The organism is Paenibacillus sp. NPDC055715 (assembly GCF_053617595.1).
The window spans coordinates 185770-202755 of the sequence record NZ_JBSHGA010000006.1; the positions used below are offsets into that span (position 1 = coordinate 185770).

The following is a 16986-nucleotide window of genomic DNA, read 5'->3' on the forward strand; positions in this document are numbered from 1 at the left end:
GTTTCTCGGTCATACTCCTCTTATTCTAAAGGAAAGACTCGCAAAAAGAAAATGCACCATTATTCCGCAACGCCCAGGACATGGCGTTCGATTCCAGCAAGGTCCGGAACGATCAGAATCGTATTCCAATGACCTGCCTGCTCCAGCAGTCCAGCCACGTCTCTGGCCTGTCCCATGCCCAACTCGAACCCGATCAGCCGCGGCGGGGTCTGAAGCAGCCCAAGCTGCTCCAGCATCGCTCGATACGGGCCAAGCCCATCAGGCCCGCCATCCAGCGCCATACGCGGCTCATGGTCGCGCACCTCCGGCTGCAAGCCTGCGATGTCGGCGGCCGGGATGTACGGCGGATTAGACACCAGGATGTCCACCGCCTCTCCCGCGAACGGCACCAGGAGGTCGCCTTCGCGCAGCTCCACGGCTGCGCCGTTGGCAGCGGCGTTATGCGCCGCCATCTCCAACGCTGCGGCGGAAATATCCCCCGCCGCCACACGCCACCGGGGCCGCTCAGCCGCCAGCGTGACGGCAATCGCCCCGCTGCCCGCGCCGATATCGAGCGCCTGCGGAGCGCCGTCCGGCCACAGCCGGTCGCCGTGCTGAAGTATGGCCTCGACAAGCAATTCTGTCTCAGGGCGCGGAATCAGCACTGACGGCGAAACTGCGAACGGACGGCCATAAAACTCCTGCCGTCCGATAATATACTGCGCTGGCTCACCCGCTGCTTTGCGGGCTATAACCGCTTCCCACGCCTCTTTGCCTGAGGCTGGGAACGGATCGCCCAGCGCAGCGTAGAACGCCGTGCCTTCCAGCCTGAGCACATGCTCCAGCAGCAGACGGGCGTTATGCTGCGGCTCCAGCACGCCGCAGCTTCCTAAAAAAGAAGAAGCCTCAACTAAGGCTTCTCTGATACTCATACTCCGTTCCGGCGACATTCGATACACAAGATTGCGTTCGTGTCCCAAAACTTAAACCTCTTGTTCCATCAAATCAGCCTGCTCTGCAATCGTGAGCGCCGATACGATTTCTTCGATCTCCCCGTTCATCACCTGATCCAGCTTGTGCATGGTCAGCCCGATGCGGTGATCTGTTACACGGCTTTGTGGGAAGTTATAGGTACGAATGCGCTCACTGCGATCCCCGGTACCTACTTTGCTCTTACGCTCGCCTGCATATTTGGCTTCCTCTTCCTGACGAAGCATATCCGAAATACGGGCACGCAAAACCTGGAGTGCCTTCTCCTTGTTGGAGTTTTGGGATTTGCCGTCCTGACAGGTTGCCATGATGCCTGTTGGCATATGCGTTACACGTACCGCCGACTTGGTCGTATTAACGGACTGACCGCCAGCACCGCTGGAGCAGAACGTATCTACGCGGATATCCTTGTCGGAAATTTCAACATCCACTTCTTCGGCCTCAGGCATAACGGATACCGTAGATGTAGACGTGTGAATACGTCCGCCGGATTCCGTCGTCGGAATCCGCTGTACGCGGTGTGCTCCGCTTTCAAATTTCATTTTGCTGTATGCGCCGCGTCCGTTAATCAGGAAAATAACCTCTTTAAAGCCTCCGAGGTCATTCATGTTCGCGTCCATCAGCTCTACACGCCAGCCTTGGGTATCGGCATAACGAGTGTACATCCGGTACAGATCCGCCGCAAACAATGCCGCTTCGTCTCCACCCGCTGCACCACGAATCTCGATAATCACATTCTTATCATCATTCGGGTCCTTCGGCAGCAGCAAAATGCGGATTTTCTCATCCAGCTCCCGCTTGCGGGCACTGAGCTCATCAATCTCCATTTTCACCATTTCACGCATCTCGTCGTCCAGCTTTTCGGCCTGCATAGCTTTAGCAGCGTCTAACTCCTCAACGACAATTTTATATTCGGTATATGCTTCATAAGCAGGCTGTAAATCAGACTGTTCTTTGGAATAATCTCTAAGTTTCTTGCTATCGTTCGCTACATCCGGATCGCAGAGCAGTTCGCTCAGTTTATCGTAGCGGTCCGCCAATGATTGCAATCGGTCCAACAAGCGATTCACCTCTTCAGTTAAATTAATATGAAGCCAGATTCAAATTCACTGGCTACAGCTCTTTATTATACCAACTAATTAACTAATTAGCTACTAAAAATACTTCTAATTCATGAATTGAATAACAACGATAATTTTCAATAAAAAAAGCCGCCACCCAACACAGGCAGCGACTACTTTAATAAGCACAATTTTTTATTCTGCAAACCTAATGTTATACATTAAAACGGAAATGCATAACGTCTCCGTCTTGTACCACATATTCCTTACCTTCCAAACGAAGCTGACCACGTTCCTTGGCCCCGTTCATAGAGCCAGCAGCGACCAAATCATTGTAGGATACAACCTCGGCACGAATAAATCCGCGTTCAAAATCCGTGTGGATAACGCCCGCAGCACCCGGTGCTTTAGTTCCTTTGTGAATGGTCCATGCGCGTACTTCCTGCACACCTGCTGTGAAATACGTATACAGACCCAACAAGCGGTAAGCTGCTTTGATCAGACGATTCAGACCGGATTCAGCCAGTCCCAGTTCCTCCAGGAACATCGCCTTGTCTTCGCCTTCCAGCTCGGCAATTTCAGATTCTACTTTGGCGCTAATCGGCACCACTTCTGCATTTTCCGCTACAGCAAAATCACGTACCTTTTGCACATATGGATTGCTGTCGGCTTCCGTTACACCGTCTTCGCTGACATTAGCTGCGTACAGTACAGGCTTCATCGTAAGCAAATGAAGATCACGTACAATCAATTGTTCTTCATCCGACAATTCCACGCTGCGCGCAGGCTTATCAGCATACAGTGATTCCTTGATCCGCTCCAGCACTTCAACTTCCTGGGTGTATTGCTTGTTGCCACCCTTCATGTTTTTGCGGGAACGCTCAATGCGCTTGTCTACGCTTTCGATATCCGCCAGAATCAGTTCCAGATTAATGGTCTGGATGTCACTGATCGGGTCGATTTTGCCGTCCACATGGGTAATGTTCTCATCTTCAAAACAACGCACCACATGTACAATCGCATCCACTTCACGAATATGAGCCAGAAACTTGTTACCCAAACCCTCGCCCTTGCTCGCGCCGCGTACAAGGCCTGCAATATCAACAAATTCAAAAGCCGTCGGCACCGTTTTGTTAGGCACAACCAGTTCAGTGAGCTTATCCAGCCGCTCGTCCGGTACTTCAACGACACCCACATTCGGGTCAATCGTACAAAATGGATAGTTTGCGGATTCCGCACCCGCCTGCGTTATTGCGTTAAACAGTGTTGATTTGCCGACGTTCGGCAGACCCACGATCCCCGCTTTTAAAGCCATAATCAGAACAACTCCCGTTTATATAAAATGTGCGTTATGCCATCCGTTAGTTTACCAACCCACATTATATATGAGAACCTATACATGCGGCAAGCATACGGCTGTGACTTTCAGGATTTTGCTACATCCTCTACATCCTCATTTAAATCTCTTTGCTCATCTGAATATCCGTAACCCGATAGCCGGACTTGCGATACACATGCAAAGCCCGCCCATTATGCCCAAATACATGCAAACCGATGCGGACAACTCCCAGCCTGCGAGCTTCCTGTTCCAAAGCTCCCATCGCCAGCGTACCCAGCCCCCGCCCCTGATATGAATCGTAGACGAGAATATCCAGTAGAAAAGCTTCTTTTCCTTGTGCGCCCTTCGTAATATTGAACCAGATATAGCCCGCTTCCTCTTGGCTCTCCACATCATCCGTATCCGAATACATCAGCATGTAAAGGTGAGCATGGGGAGTTTCCAGTCTCTGCGGCAGGTATCGGGCAAAGCTTTCTGCTGCGCGTTCCGGCGCTTCTTCCACCGTCCATGTGCCTGCCTGGATTTTTTCATCCGCGTAGTCCGCGAGTGAGCGCTGCTCAAACCGTTCATATTGCTCTGCGTCCATCGGTACCAAGGTTATAATGCTGCTCATGCGTTCGCCTTCCTTCTCAATCGAGTCGTGTCTTTAAGTCCCCTAATCCTGGCTACTCCAATTCCGAACATGACTGTTCGCAGTTCCAGCTCCACCTGCTCCAGCCGCGCTTCCAGCGCCTCTGTGGAGGCGACCGCCGATCCAAGCAGCGACCGTCCGAAACCCGCCATATCAGCGCCCAAGGCAAGTGCCTTGGCTGCATCAACACCGTCTCTCAGTCCGCCACTGCCAACCACTGCGCCATTCGGCTGGGCCGCCCTAACTTCTACGATACAATCAGCGGTGGAGTTTCCCCAATCCGCAAATGCTTCCGCCGCTGCACGGCGTACAGGATCAGAATTGCGGAATTTTTCCACCTGACTCCAGCTTGTTCCGCCTGCGCCAGCGACATCAATAAAGGCTGCCCCCGCATCATACAATCTCGAAGCTATCTCGCCATCTATGCCCCAGCCTACTTCCTTCACTCCTACGGGCACTGAAAGCTGGCGGCACAGCTCTTCAATGCGTCCAAACAATCCGCTAAAATCCAGATTCCCTTCGGGTTGGAAAACCTCCTGCAATCCGTTCAAATGCAGTACCAGCATGTCCGCTCCGGCAATCTCCACCGCACGGCGACAGTCGTCCACGCCAAATCCGTAGTTCAACTGCACCGCTCCCAGATTGGCAAGGATCGGAATACTCGGTGCCAGACGGCGAACCGCAAAGGTCGGAGCCAGTTCTTCTTTTTCCACCGCAGCCCGCACCGAGCCTACCCCTAGCGCCCAGCCACGTTTCTCTGCTGTTTCTGCCAAGCGCTCATTAATCGCTCCCGTCTCGGCGCTGCCGCCTGTCATGGAGCTAACCAGCAGCGGCGTTCGCACAGCACGTCCCAGAAAAGTAGTGTCCAGACGCACCTCATCAAAATGCAGCTCAGGCAGCGCACAGTGTTTAAAGGCATAGCGCTCCAGCCCATTCGTGATGCCTTGACCTGCCACGTCCTCTTGCAAACAAACGCGGACATGCTCGATCTTCCGTTCACCTGTCTGTGCAGCAGGCAGCAAAGAGCCGGATCTGCCAGAACTCTCAGGTACTTCAGGTTTATTGTCCACATTACTCATCTATGTTCCACCTCATTCAGGTCACTTCATGTATTTACATTGGTCTGAAAACACAAATAAGACCGCTCCCGCACAAGGTAACCGATCTATTTATGTATGATTTCAGGCAATTATTTAGATACCTTCATTGTAACATGGATGGAAAAATATATACACAATCGCGAGCCTTTCCTCTGCTTATATAAACCGTTCAGTTGAATTTTGTTTGTAACTTAGTCCTCAATGTTTTCGTAATAATCATTTTTTTGCTTTTCCCAGTACCGTCTGTCTTCGTCTGTAATTTCCCTTAACACATTGCATGGATTTCCTACGGCAACCACATCATCAGGAATGTCTTTGGTAACGATAGATCCCGCTCCAATAACTACATTATTCCCAATATTTACACCTGGAGTGATTACGGTATTTGCGCCAATCCATACATTGTTCCCAATCGTTATCGGTTTACCAAATTCCAGCAAGGTGTTACGCACATCTGAATCTATCGGATGCCCAGCTGTATAATAAGCGGGTAAGCATTCTCGATTTCTTGCTATCCTTTGCCAATTCTTTTCCGCCAGCCATATATAATTTGCCTTCTAACATATTCTCTTTATTCGTGGCCATATACACTTTCCTTTCTCTGGTTACTGAGGAGGTGAGGTATGAAGACAAAGCTCGCAAATTCTTCTGCGCGCTCATTGTCTATGTCCTGCTCAAATGGCTATTTGATGCTGCTCAAACGACGTGGCCCAAACATGTGGCTGATTCAGATTCAGCATGTTCTTCTCAATCGTGTCTCTAATGGTATTAATTAAACCACTTATTATGGATATCCAACAGGCGTGAAATTATAAGTATCTGAATAATAAATGTGTGACCCGACCAAACTTTGGTCTATTTATGTTTTCTCTTCTGGAGGTAAAGAATGGTTGGAGTATTTACGTTTGGCTTACGCAACAAACAGTGATAATGATATAACAAAGAAAACAGAGTTGATCATTCATGAAGCTGCTTAATCCACGGAATGATTTTTTGTTTAAACGTATTTTTGGCAGTGAAGAGAATCGGGATGTTCTGTTGGCTTTTTTGAATCGAACATTTGCAGAAGCTGGGAAAACGCCTCTTCGTGAGATCATCTTGCTCAATCCTTACACGGATAAAGATTCTCCACGCGACAAGCAGTCGATCTTGGACATTCGTGCCAGAACGACAGAAGGTGAAATTATCAATGTGGAGATGCAGCTTTTTAATAAGTACGATACCGAAAAAAGAACGTTGTTCTATTGGAGTCAACATTTTAAATTACTCCTTTTTGCCCAATGACTTATATCACAATGTATTTCATTTACGAGAGTGATCACACCGGGATTTCGCTGATGGACGATATTGAAGTTCACTTTCTGGAATTACCCAAGCTGGATGAGCAAGCTGTTTCCATGGAAGAGGGTGGACTTGTCAACTGGCTGTTATTTCTCAAAGGAACGGATCAATCCAAATGGGAGGTGCTGACGATGAAAGAGCCTGTATTAAAAAAAGCGATGGATACGCTGGAGTTTCTGAGTCAGAATGAAGAAGCACGAAGGCAGTATGCGGCACGGCAAAAATTCCTTCACGATGAAGCTTCAATGATCGAAGGAGCGAGAAATGAAGGCAAAGTTGAGGTTGCGAGAAAGCTTCTTGCCCTTGGTATTAACATTCCTGTGATCGTTGAAGCATCTGGATTATCGGAAGATGAGGTTAGGGCTTTGAAGCCTTTGCAATAAGATCTTGATTCATTCCTAAACAAACAAAAAAAACCTTGAGTATCAAGGCTTTTGACGTATAGGACGGATGGGGATCGAACCCATGACCCTTACCCTGTCAAGATAAGGATCATCATAACGCCCTTTATCCCTTCATCGGATCAGGCACATGTGAAATGCTTCCCTGCTGCTCGTTCGTACGCCCGTTGTCAAACTTGAATATCAGAATACCGCCGATAATGACCAGCACACCGATCAGCTTGGTGAAGGTGAACGGAATCTTTTCCAGTCCCAGCCACCCTAACGAATCCCACAGCAAAGCAGTACTCAATTGTGCCGTTAACACGATAGAGATCGCATAAGTCGGGCCAAGAAGCTTCACTCCTTGTACTAGACAGAACACCACGCCGACACCAATCATTCCGCTAAACCAGTACCACGGCTGCATATGCTGTAACGTAAATGTATTTTTCCCTGCAAAAAGAAGACTGCCGAGCAAGGAGGCCAAAAATCCCGTTCCCAGCACAAGTGTGGTTGTGGCCCATGAACCTGTTCGTTCGTTCACCTTATTATTGAATATCGTTTGCAGGCTGACAAAGGCCCCTGCGATAACAGCCAGTATAATTCCTAATAGCATGGTTTCCAGGTCTCCCCCACTAATTCTTTTATGAATGATTATGCTTCATAAATATTATGGCCTGCCAGTTGGCCCAAACCTTCTCTGTCACGAATTACAATATAGCCCCGTGCTCGTTCCACCAATCCATCTGCACTCATCTTGCGTATCACACGGTTGAGATGCCTATAGCTGGTTCCGATTAAATTCGCCACATCTACGAGACTGGATGCCCGCAGTTCCTCATGGAAAGAAGCATCACCCTCGTCAAAAGAAATGGATATCAGGTAACTGGCCAGCCTGACTTCCACAGGATACATTAAGTTAAAGCTGGAGAAGTCGGAATCCATGCAAAACTTCCGAGTAACGATATCCAGCAAAAATTGCAGCATTGGAGCGTAGTCTTTGCCATATTTATTCATCCACTGGTGGTGAATACCGATTACATATATAGGAGACACAGCCTCCACCGTATTGATCACGTTGCTGCTGCGAATATATTCAACATCTCCTATGATCTCAATCGGTGTTTTGAAGCAGAGAACCAGTGTTTTGCCCTCCGTTGAACTGGTATAAATCTTGACCTTTCCCTGTACCAATATGTACAGATATTCAATGGAATCCCCTTGTGAGCATAGCTTTTCCCCTTGCTCCAAACGATGCAGTGACAAATAAGGCCGTAGCGGCTCATGTAGTATGGATTCTAACTGATGCAATTGTAAAAAATGCTTCAATTGCTCTTGATCCTGAATTTCTTTCATGCTTGGGCTCACCTTCGTTTTCTACGTTCTGGGTTCCTTTTCCGAATGAAGCTCTATTTAGAGCTTTAAAATGATCACACCCGCGATCATCATACTAATGCCTATAAATTGCGGGAGCTTCATCTTCTGCTTCACTACACCGAACCATCCGTTTATATCAACCAGGAAGGTCAGACACAACTGGGCAATCAACAGCGCCGAGATCGTGAACGTAATCCCAATATGATGAATAGCGGTCACTTCGCTGAATATAATGATAGCTGCAAAAGCTCCGCCCCAGAGATACATGGGCTTCACCTGCTTCATCTCTGCCAAACTGCCATCTCGTGTAAACATCCAGACCAATGCCGCCAAAATGACACCCGTCAACTGAGTAACCGTAGCCGCCTGCCATGTACCGATATCCTGACTAATCCGTGTATTCGCCACCCCTTGCAGCGTAATACAAGCACCTCCCAGAAAAGCAAACAAAATTCCTCTCATGAATCGTTATTCTCCCTATCTATGTGACTTTTCTATATTTATTAAAGTATAGGTTAGTCTCACCATAAAGGACATATGTCCTTAAACAATAGAAAAATTCCATCATAAACTGCATGTTGGAAATTGAATTATGGGTGTCCGCTCCGGCAGACAGCAAGCTGACCCGACAGGTTGCTGTCTGGGCACTGTAGCGTGCTTGCTTTATTCATTCAACCTACAGCAGTGGCGAAAGCAACCGGGCGAGTGATTCCATCAAACGCTTTAACAGACGCTTTCTCATAAATTCCTCGCGTACGATCAGGCTGGCAGACTGCAAATCTCGCTCGTAATTCGCCACCATCTGCTGTACACTATGCGTGCGAATCAACAGAGCGTTGACTTCAAAATTCAGGTGGAAGCTACGCATATCCATATTAGCCGTCCCGATGGTCGCAACCTCTCCGTCAATAATGAGAAGCTTGGAGTGGAGAAAGCCTTTTTCATACTCATATACCTTGACCCCAACCTCCAGCAACGTTTGGAAGTATGAATGGGACGCAAGGAACGGCAGCCACTTATCGGGTTTCGCAGGAAACAAAATCCGCACGTCCAAACCGGACAGAGCCGCCATCCGCAGCGCGGTCAAAATATCTTCATCCGGGATAAAGTAAGGCGTGGCAATCCATACCGATTTGCGGGCAGATGTGATCATGGAGAAGAACAGATTTTTGAGCACTCTCCGCTCATTATCCGGGCCGCTGGCAATAATCTGCACGCCTCCGTCCGTAATGGGCTCGATTTGGGGGGACAGATATTCCTTATCCAGCACCGATTCACCCGTCATATGAAGCCAGTCCTGCAAAAATATAAGTTGCAGCGTCCGCACAGCCTCGCCCTTCACAATCATGTGTGTGTCACGCCAAAATCCGTAGGCTTTGTTGCGGCTGAGATACTCATCCCCTACATTCAGACCACCGATCAATCCAATATTGCCGTCGATAACCACAATTTTACGGTGATTGCGGTAGTTTACTCGGCTGGAAAAGAACAAGATCCGTGCGCCGCCATAAGCGACGACTTCTACCCCCGCATCCCGCATTTCCTTCAAAAAAGCCTTCGACAGCTGAATGCTGCCCACCGCATCGTACATAAACCGCACCTTGACGCCAGCTTTGGCCTTTTCGATCAAGATTTTCTGAATGCTGGTGCCGATATCATCCGACCGGAAAATGTAGTATTCCATGTGGATATGATGCTCTGCCTTGCGCAGTTCCGCCAATAGTGTGGAGAAGGTTTCATCTCCGTTGTTCAAAATTTGGGTTTCAGCCGCAAAATAAATGGGGGAACGGGCCAGCCTGCGCGCCAAACGCATCAACTGCTGCTGCTCATCTGTAAAGCAGGTCAAGTCCCGTTTGACATGCATGGCATCCTTCTCAATACGCTCATAAGCCTGCTGGTCACGCAATGCCTTTTTGTCATACTTGCGGCGTTTGAACACATTTTGCCCGAACAAAAAATAAAGAGGAAGTCCAACCACCGGCAGCAAGGCCAGCAGCAAAATCCAGGACATCGTAGTGGAGGGATTCCGATTCTCTGTAAAAATAATCAGACTGATGGAAATGACCGTCAGCGTGGAGAAAATACTGATAACCGTTCCTTCATTTCTGCCGATGTAATTAAATAAACCAAAATAATAAATTACAAAAACCATAGCCGCAATTAACACAGCCAGTAAGCTTCGCCTCATAATTTACCTCATTTCCAATGGACTGCATCCTCATCAAACAGCAAGAAACAGACACTATATATGAACTAGATGATTCATCGCTAAAAAATAGACGTCTTCATTATATATTGTACATGAGCACCTTATTTCTTCCCACTTTTTTGTTAAGGCTCATGAAGAAAAAAGAATCCGGGGAAAAACTCAAAACAAAACCGGATAAAGCCGGATTGACACTTACTTTTTTTCATGAGAGGATAAGCTAACGAACGTTAGGTACAGCAAGGACGATCTGTTTTTGCAGGTAGTGAATTACGCTTATCATAAGCAGACTTTACGCATCTTTACATATTTCTCGGATCGCAGAGATGAGCCGCTGGAACATACGCTGCGTGGCCTATTTTTTGGCGTGGAATTACGTTAACCCCGCCTCAGGAAGCGGGAAAGAACAAGAACGTAACGAGCGATTCATTTACAACTAATCTATATTCAAAGGAGAACGCTCATCATGAATCGCAGTTGGATTTATGTTTTTATGGGTGGCCTTATTGAGGTCGTATGGGTCTCGGGTCTGAAGCACGCAGATTCCGCACTCGCCTGGATTGTAACCGTGCTGGCTATGATAGCCAGCTTTTATTTGATCATGAAAGCGGCCAGCCGTTTGCCCGTAGGCACGGTGTACGCTGTATTTACCGGACTTGGAACAGGCGGGACCGTTGTAAGTGAAATGCTGCTGTTCGGGGAATCGTTCCAATGGTCCAAAACGCTGTTAATCGCCCTTTTGCTGGCAGGCGTGGTCGGCCTGAAATTGGTTACTGACCGTGATGCTCAGGAAGGGAATGGCGCATAATGGCTTGGATTGCATTGGTTATCGCGGGATGCTCGGAAGTGTTTGGAGTCATCGGCATGAAAGGAGTTACGGTCGACAAGAGCTGGAAGGCATTCATGCTCATGGTTCTATCTTTTGTCATTAGCTTCTCGTTGCTCACCTACGCAATGAAGAGCTTGCCTATGGGAACTTCCTACGCGGTGTGGACAGGCATCGGAACGGTCGGCAGCACGATTACGGGCATGTTCTTATATGGTGAACAAAAAAGTGTATTGCGTGTGTTGTTTATCGCCATGATTCTCGCCGCAGCACTGGGATTAAAGCTGATTTCTTAAAGGAGTTATGCCTTGTGATTACCACCGTAACGCTTAACGCGGCTGTGGATAAAATCTACACGGTTGCAGGCTTCGGTCTGAATGCAGTCCACCGGATCGAGGGCGGCCTGACGGTGCCAGGCGGCAAAGGCGTGAATGCCGCCCGCGTCATTCGTACTTTGGGCGAGCCTGTGCGGGCGACTGGGTTTGCCGCCGGACACACCGGGCGACTGCTCATCGACGGGTTGAGCGCGGAAGGCGTAAGCGCCGATTTCATCGAAACGGCGCACGGGGAAACCCGTCTCGCCATTACCGTGCTCGACCCGTCCACGCGCACGCAGACTGAGCTGATCGAAAGCGGCCCGACCATTGGACCGCTTGAGTTGGACGCGCTACGGCGCAAAATCACCACCCTTGCCGCAGACTCGGCTTGGGTCGTGTTCTCGGGCAGCCTGCCTCCGGGCTGTCCGCCGGATCTGTACGCCGAGCTATGTACGCTGGCGAAGGCGCGCGGCGCGCGAGTGGCGCTGGACGCGAGCGGCGAGGCGCTGCGCTTGGGGCTGCGCGGAAGGCCCGACCTCGTGAAGCCTAACGAGGACGAAGCCGCCCGTTTCGCCGGCATCGACGCCGCGCGCGCGGATGCCGCTGAAGCGGCGGCAGCGCAGCTGCTTGAGGCCGGAACGCAGTTGGCCGTCATCTCGCTCGGCGCGCGCGGAGCGCTGGCGGTGACGCGCGATGCGCGTTACCGCGTGAGCCTGCCGAACGCGGACATTGTCAGCGCGCTCGGCAGCGGTGACGCCATGGTCGCCGGACTGGTCACCGGCGCGGTGGCGGGGCTGGAGCTCCCGGCCATGCTACGGCGGGGAGCGGCCTGCGGCACGGCGGCGGCGTTGCACGCCATGGCCGGAAAGATCGGGCTCCAGGACGTGCAACGTCTGGAGCAAGGCATTACAGTGACGCTGTTGTAATCGGCGTCACTTTTTTTCATCCAATCCAAACATTCTTCTATTCGATATTCCGAATATTGGATACTTTGAATTTCCTTTTTTGACTAAATTATAGTAAAACCCTGTTTTTCAGTATGTTTTTCATACAAATATGTGACTTCGAAGGACCTAATTTTACCAGTGAATCCTGAAACTCTGCAACTTTCTCTACCGACGCGGTTTGTACCTTGATGAGATAATTAAATTCCCCGCTGATGCGAAATAAATCGGTGACCTCCTTCGCTTCTCTACAAAAATCAGCCCTAATACCAGTAAAACGGCATGGATAATGGATAATAGCTTCTAGCATAAATATATTCCTCCAAATTCATTCCATCCTATTCCCTCTGGTAGTTTCTCTTTCAAACCGTTCTCGAACAGGAAGCCTGTACGATCCTAATCTCCCCGTATTTCCTTTAAGTTCCTCACGCTCTGCATGTTCTGTTGTACGCTATGCTTCAACTGCTCTATAGCAAGCTGGTAATCCTGCGGATTGTTCATGTTGAACGCGGCCTTATGCCACATGTCTTCACTCACCCCCGGCAGATCCTCTTCCGTCGCATAACGAACGTTCAGCTTGTTCAACCAATCAGTGAGACGAAGTCGTCCACTGCGCAAACATTCCTCGGCAGACGGCAGCACACTCTGATGGTACACAGCCAGCAAAGGGTGTATACGTCCGTTCACAGAAGAGATTACAGCTTGCCCTGCTGGTTTTGTCGTTCCTAGCAATTTTGTCCACTTCTCAGTTACAGCGAGCAGGACATGCAGCACCTCTGGCTGTACAAAAGGCATATCACAGGCGACAATGATGCTCCACTCCGTTCTAGAAGCAGACAGTCCTGCGTGGATGCCACTCAGAGGCCCCCTACCTGGATATATATCAGGCACATTTTCCAAACCAATCGGCCCATACCCTTGGCTGTCATGAGTGACGACAATAACCCGCTCGGTCACCTGCTCTAAAGCGGCAGCCGTCCGTTCGAGCATAGTAACTCCTTGAATTTCAAGCAGCGCCTTATCCTGTCCCATCCGGCTGGAGCGTCCTCCAGCAACAATAATACCAGTCACATTCACAACCACATCCCCTTTTCTCAATGAAATAAATTCACAAATAACCCTTGAACTATTGGGCGAATTTTAATTTTACATAATTGTTAATTTATTGGTTTGTTAACCCTTTCAACACATGATACATTGGATAGAGAACCTTCCCATAGATCGGCATCCTATGCTTTAATCTCTACCGGGCTAAGAAAGGAATGGCTTGTCTTGCAAAATAGAGAAATTCAAGAGACTCCTCTATACTCCTTAAAGCTGTACAATTTTTTTCTGTATGGAGCCATGGTCATTTTCTCCAGCTTCTTCCCGTTGTATCTGCAAGAGATCGGCATGGACAAGTTTGAGATCGGGAGCCTGATGGCGATTGGGCCTTTTGTATCGGTATTGGCGAACCCTTTCTGGGGCTATACCAGTGACCGGAGCCGTAACCTCCGTCGTATTTCGCTGTTTATGATTGCAGGTACATTGCTTTTACTGCAAGCTTTATTTCATATCCATACGTATGTCATGATTTATGTGTCGATGATCGGTTTTTATTTTTTCCAAAGTCCTTTGTTCGCCCAAAGTAACAGTCTCATTCTCAGCTACATCGAGGGCACGGACCGTAAATTCGGTTCCTTCCGCATATGGGGCTCCTTCGGCTGGGCTGTGACGGCGGCAGTAGCTGGCCTGATCATTGACCAAACGGGGTTATCCAGTATATCGACCATCTTTACGGTGTTGCTTCTGGCTGCCCTGATCTGTATCCTAGCGATTCCACCGCTAAAAGGCAGCGTTGAAACGGCAACCATTCATTTGCGTGGCTTTGGCAGTATTTTAATGAACGGATACTTTATATCTTTCATTTTGTTGGGTATCTTGGTATCCATTCCGAATTCGATCAACAGCGCCTTTATGTCCCTGTACATCACCGAGTTGGGCGGGTCCAAGTTGATGCTGGGTTTCGCCGTCTTTATGTCATCGGTATTCGAAATTATTGTTTTTTTGCTGTTTGACCGCTTTTTAAAGAAAAAAATGACGGTGATGTTCGGCTGTCTGGCCCTTGTCAGTTTGCTGTTTGCTCTACGTTGGGAGCTCATGGCCTTGGCCACAGACCCGATTCAGATCGTGTTCATTCAGACACTTCATTGCGTCACCTTCGGTGGATATTTCTATGTAGGCACCCAGTTGACCGTCCTGTTCACACCGATAGCTTACCGCTCATCCGGACAGGCCGTATATACGTTGACATGGAGCGGGATATCTGGCATTGTAGCAGGCTTTGCAGGAGGCTGGCTGTTCCAGAATTTCGGTGGCGAAATGATGTATAATGCAGGTGTTTTCTTCGCCTTGCTCGGCTTTGCGGGATTCGCCATCATGTGGTACATGCTGTACAAGAACGGTTATCAGCCCTGTCATGCCGATGAACACAAACGAGAAGAAGAAGCCCCTTAACGACATCGGTGGGACGTGACACCCTTTTCTTCTCTTGCTTGCCCGTTACGGACAGGGGAATGTCTGGATACCATCAATTATCATGATAGATAGAGCCTATGCTGGACGTACAAGTAAAGGAGTCTGCCGATGGCAGACTCCTTTTTTGGGCTTGGTCGCACAAAGCTACCGTCCATCCCACGCTTCCAATAACCTATTGCTTAGGCAATTGGAAAGAGCTTTTCAGTGACACCACACGGTTGAATACAGGCTCACCCGGCTTGGAAAGCTTCGGATCGACACTGAAATAACCATGACGGAAAAATTGGAACTTGTCCTGCGATTGTGCTTCTTTCATATTCGGCTCGACAAAGCCATGGGCAATTTCCAGAGAGTTAGGGTTCAATTGGTCGAGGAAGGTTTTTTCCGTTGCATCCTCTTCAATCACTTCCGGGTCTTCTGCGTTAATCAAAGGCTCATACAGGCGGAATTCAGCAGGAACGGCCTGAGTAGCCTCCACCCAATGGATTGTGCCTTTCACTTTGCGTCCGGTAAAGCCGGATCCACTCTTGGTTTCTATATCGTAGGTACAATGGATTTCCGTTACATGACCGTCCGCATCTTTAATGACATCGTTACATTTGATGAAATAAGCATGCTTGAGGCGTACTTCATTGCCAGGGAACAGGCGGAAGTATTTGCTTGGCGGATTCTCCATGAAATCCTCACGCTCGATATAAATCTCACGCGAAAACGGAATTTGGCGTGTACCCAGCTCCGGATTTTCCGTATTGTTTTCCGCCTCCAGCATTTCAACCTGTCCTTCAGGATAGTTCGTAATGACCACCTTCAACGGATCAATGACCGCCATTGTACGAGGTGCCTGTAGCTTCAAGTCCTCACGTGCAAAATGCTCCAGCACTTGCAGGTCGATCACGCCGTAGGCTTTGGAAATGCCCGTCTCATATACAAAGCTGCGGATCGCTTCCGGCGTATAGCCACGGCGGCGCAAACCGGAAATCGTCGGCATACGTGGATCATCCCAGCCATCTACGTGCTTCTCATCTACCAGAAGCTTGAGCTTACGCTTGCTAGTTACGGTTTGAGCCAGGTTCAGCCGTCCAAATTCGTATTGGTGCGGTACCTTTTCCATCTCGCATTCAGTTACAACCCAATCGTACAGCGGGCGCTGATCCTCAAACTCCAGCGAACAGAGCGAGTGCGTTACACCCTCGATGGCATCCTCCAGCGGATGAGCGTAGGAATACATTGGGTAGATGCACCATTTGTCACCTGTGTTGTGATGCTCGGTATGCGAAATACGGTAAATCACCGGATCGCGCAAATTAATGTTCGGCGAAGCCATATCAATTTTAGCACGCAGCACCTTTTCACCGTTTGGATATTTACCTGCACGCATTTCTTCGAACAGCTTGAAATTCTCCTCCACGCTACGTTCACGGTAAGGACTGTTTTGCCCCGGTTCGGTCAGTGTGCCACGAGTTTCGCGGATTTGGTCCGCGCTTTGATCGTCTACGTAGGCTTTACCCTTTTGGATCAGCAGAACGGCGCGGTTGTACATTTCGTCAAAATAGTTGGAGGCAAAATGTTTTTCCTCCCATTCATAACCGAGCCACTTCACGTCCTCCTGAATGGAGTTTACGTATTCCGTGTCTTCCTTCGCTGGATTCGTATCGTCAAAACGCAGGTTGGTGCGTCCTCCGAATTCATCTCCCAACGAGAAATTGATCCAGATGGCTTTGGCATGTCCAATATGCAAATATCCATTCGGCTCTGGTGGAAAGCGTGTAACAACTTTCTTTACCTTACCCGTACGTAAATCCTCTTCAATGACACTCTTAATAAAATTGGGGGGAGTGATCGGCTTCTCCACGCTAATCAACCTTTCTTCCGTGTAATCTGTACAAAATCTGTTCCCTTAAATATACCCTTTCACACCGCATAACTCAATAAAATGAAAGACCTTATGCCCTCTTCATTCAAAAAAGTAACAAGT

17 protein-coding genes and 2 pseudogenes are annotated in these 16986 nt (G+C 48.9%); 6 read left to right on the forward strand and 13 right to left on the reverse strand.

Annotated elements, in window-relative coordinates; genetic code table 11:
• Positions 1 to 59 precede the first annotated feature (59 nt).
• From prmC to ACWGOO_RS12440, 6 genes are all read right to left on the reverse strand, one after another.
• Positions 60 to 959, reverse strand: coding sequence for a peptide chain release factor N(5)-glutamine methyltransferase (gene prmC, locus ACWGOO_RS12415; RefSeq protein ID WP_452483772.1), 900 nt, complete (start codon positions 957 to 959; stop codon positions 60 to 62).
• A 3-nt stretch (positions 960 to 962) separates the two neighbouring features.
• Positions 963 to 2030: a peptide chain release factor 1 gene (gene prfA, locus ACWGOO_RS12420; RefSeq protein WP_452484015.1), complete on the reverse strand. Its 1068-nt coding sequence runs from the start codon at positions 2028 to 2030 to the stop codon at positions 963 to 965.
• 214 nt (positions 2031 to 2244) lie between these two features.
• Positions 2245 to 3345: a redox-regulated ATPase YchF gene (gene ychF, locus ACWGOO_RS12425; protein WP_014278491.1), complete on the reverse strand. Its 1101-nt coding sequence runs from the start codon at positions 3343 to 3345 to the stop codon at positions 2245 to 2247.
• Between the two features lie 142 nt (positions 3346 to 3487).
• On the reverse strand, positions 3488 to 3982 hold the full coding sequence (locus ACWGOO_RS12430) for a GNAT family N-acetyltransferase (protein WP_452483775.1): 495 nt from the start codon (positions 3980 to 3982) through the stop codon (positions 3488 to 3490).
• Positions 3979 to 5079, reverse strand: coding sequence for a type 2 isopentenyl-diphosphate Delta-isomerase (gene fni, locus ACWGOO_RS12435; RefSeq protein ID WP_452483777.1), 1101 nt, complete (start codon positions 5077 to 5079; stop codon positions 3979 to 3981). Before fni ends, ACWGOO_RS12430 begins: the two co-directional genes overlap by 4 nt.
• Before the next feature lie 212 nt (positions 5080 to 5291).
• The gene (locus ACWGOO_RS12440; RefSeq protein WP_452483778.1) at positions 5292 to 5552 is read right to left on the reverse strand and encodes a DapH/DapD/GlmU-related protein; all 261 of its coding nucleotides are present in this window, start codon (positions 5550 to 5552) and stop codon (positions 5292 to 5294) included.
• Positions 5553 to 6063: 511 nt separating this feature from the next.
• Here ACWGOO_RS12440 and ACWGOO_RS12445 point away from each other — a divergent pair.
• Positions 6064 to 6824: pseudogene (locus ACWGOO_RS12445) on the forward strand (Rpn family recombination-promoting nuclease/putative transposase).
• A gap of 124 nt (positions 6825 to 6948) precedes the next feature.
• Here the strand turns inward: ACWGOO_RS12445 and ACWGOO_RS12450 are convergent.
• The 4 genes from ACWGOO_RS12450 to cls all read right to left on the reverse strand — a co-directional run bounded on the left by ACWGOO_RS12450 (position 6949) and on the right by cls (position 10389).
• Entirely contained in the window at positions 6949 to 7440 is a 492-nt protein-coding gene (locus tag ACWGOO_RS12450) for a DMT family transporter (protein ID WP_452483780.1), read from the reverse strand.
• A 38-nt stretch (positions 7441 to 7478) separates the two neighbouring features.
• Positions 7479 to 8180 (reverse strand): Crp/Fnr family transcriptional regulator, encoded by a 702-nt coding sequence (locus ACWGOO_RS12455; RefSeq protein WP_452483782.1) that lies wholly within the window; start codon positions 8178 to 8180, stop codon positions 7479 to 7481.
• A 57-nt stretch (positions 8181 to 8237) separates the two neighbouring features.
• Complete coding sequence (locus ACWGOO_RS12460; protein WP_452483784.1) at positions 8238 to 8663, reverse strand: DMT family transporter; 426 nt, start codon at positions 8661 to 8663, stop codon at positions 8238 to 8240.
• Positions 8664 to 8877: 214 nt separating this feature from the next.
• The gene (gene cls, locus ACWGOO_RS12465) at positions 8878 to 10389 is read right to left on the reverse strand and encodes a cardiolipin synthase (RefSeq protein ID WP_452483786.1); all 1512 of its coding nucleotides are present in this window, start codon (positions 10387 to 10389) and stop codon (positions 8878 to 8880) included.
• 274 nt (positions 10390 to 10663) lie between these two features.
• On the opposite strand from cls, the gene ACWGOO_RS12470 reads away from it, so the two are divergent.
• The 4 genes from ACWGOO_RS12470 (at position 10664) to ACWGOO_RS12485 (ending at position 12476) form a co-directional block, all read left to right on the forward strand.
• Positions 10664 to 10789, forward strand: coding sequence for a hypothetical protein (locus ACWGOO_RS12470; RefSeq protein ID WP_452483788.1), 126 nt, complete (start codon positions 10664 to 10666; stop codon positions 10787 to 10789).
• Between the two features lie 84 nt (positions 10790 to 10873).
• Positions 10874 to 11215 carry a DMT family transporter gene (locus ACWGOO_RS12475; RefSeq protein ID WP_452483790.1) on the forward strand — a complete coding sequence of 114 codons (342 nt, stop codon included), beginning with the start codon at positions 10874 to 10876 and terminating at the stop codon, positions 11213 to 11215.
• Positions 11215 to 11529, forward strand: coding sequence for a DMT family transporter (locus ACWGOO_RS12480; RefSeq protein WP_452483792.1), 315 nt, complete (start codon positions 11215 to 11217; stop codon positions 11527 to 11529). Before ACWGOO_RS12475 ends, ACWGOO_RS12480 begins: the two co-directional genes overlap by 1 nt.
• Positions 11530 to 11543: 14 nt before the next feature.
• Positions 11544 to 12476 carry a 1-phosphofructokinase family hexose kinase gene (locus tag ACWGOO_RS12485; RefSeq protein ID WP_452483794.1) on the forward strand — a complete coding sequence of 311 codons (933 nt, stop codon included), beginning with the start codon at positions 11544 to 11546 and terminating at the stop codon, positions 12474 to 12476.
• Between the two features lie 88 nt (positions 12477 to 12564).
• Here the strand turns inward: ACWGOO_RS12485 and ACWGOO_RS12490 are convergent.
• Together ACWGOO_RS12490 and mobA are read right to left on the reverse strand one after the other, a co-directional pair.
• Positions 12565 to 12753: pseudogene (locus ACWGOO_RS12490) on the reverse strand (Lrp/AsnC ligand binding domain-containing protein); the annotation flags it as partial.
• A gap of 137 nt (positions 12754 to 12890) precedes the next feature.
• Complete coding sequence (mobA, locus tag ACWGOO_RS12495) at positions 12891 to 13571, reverse strand: molybdenum cofactor guanylyltransferase (RefSeq protein ID WP_452483796.1); 681 nt, start codon at positions 13569 to 13571, stop codon at positions 12891 to 12893.
• Positions 13572 to 13766: 195 nt separating this feature from the next.
• Here mobA and ACWGOO_RS12500 point away from each other — a divergent pair, with 195 nt between their 5' ends.
• Positions 13767 to 14990, forward strand: a complete 1224-nt coding sequence (locus tag ACWGOO_RS12500) for an MFS transporter (protein WP_452483798.1) — start codon at positions 13767 to 13769, stop codon at positions 14988 to 14990.
• Positions 14991 to 15183: 193 nt separating this feature from the next.
• Here the strand turns inward: ACWGOO_RS12500 and ACWGOO_RS12505 are convergent, their stop codons facing one another.
• Positions 15184 to 16863, reverse strand: a complete 1680-nt coding sequence (locus tag ACWGOO_RS12505; protein ID WP_452483800.1) for a glutamine--tRNA ligase/YqeY domain fusion protein — start codon at positions 16861 to 16863, stop codon at positions 15184 to 15186.
• Between the last annotated feature and the right edge of the window lie 123 nt (positions 16864 to 16986).

Coding starts and splice junctions, on each gene's coding strand:
- ACWGOO_RS12480 (WP_452483792.1), top strand. CDS start 11,215: ATGGCTTGGATTGCATTGGTTATCGCGGGATGCTCGGAAGTGTTTGGA.
- ACWGOO_RS12430 (WP_452483775.1), bottom strand. CDS start 3,982: ATGAGCAGCATTATAACCTTGGTACCGATGGACGCAGAGCAATATGAA.
- ychF (WP_014278491.1), bottom strand. CDS start 3,345: ATGGCTTTAAAAGCGGGGATCGTGGGTCTGCCGAACGTCGGCAAATCA.
- cls (WP_452483786.1), bottom strand. CDS start 10,389: ATGAGGCGAAGCTTACTGGCTGTGTTAATTGCGGCTATGGTTTTTGTA.
- ACWGOO_RS12475 (WP_452483790.1), top strand. CDS start 10,874: ATGAATCGCAGTTGGATTTATGTTTTTATGGGTGGCCTTATTGAGGTC.
- fni (WP_452483777.1), bottom strand. CDS start 5,079: ATGAGTAATGTGGACAATAAACCTGAAGTACCTGAGAGTTCTGGCAGA.
- ACWGOO_RS12455 (WP_452483782.1), bottom strand. CDS start 8,180: ATGAAAGAAATTCAGGATCAAGAGCAATTGAAGCATTTTTTACAATTG.
- ACWGOO_RS12460 (WP_452483784.1), bottom strand. CDS start 8,663: ATGAGAGGAATTTTGTTTGCTTTTCTGGGAGGTGCTTGTATTACGCTG.
- ACWGOO_RS12450 (WP_452483780.1), bottom strand. CDS start 7,440: ATGCTATTAGGAATTATACTGGCTGTTATCGCAGGGGCCTTTGTCAGC.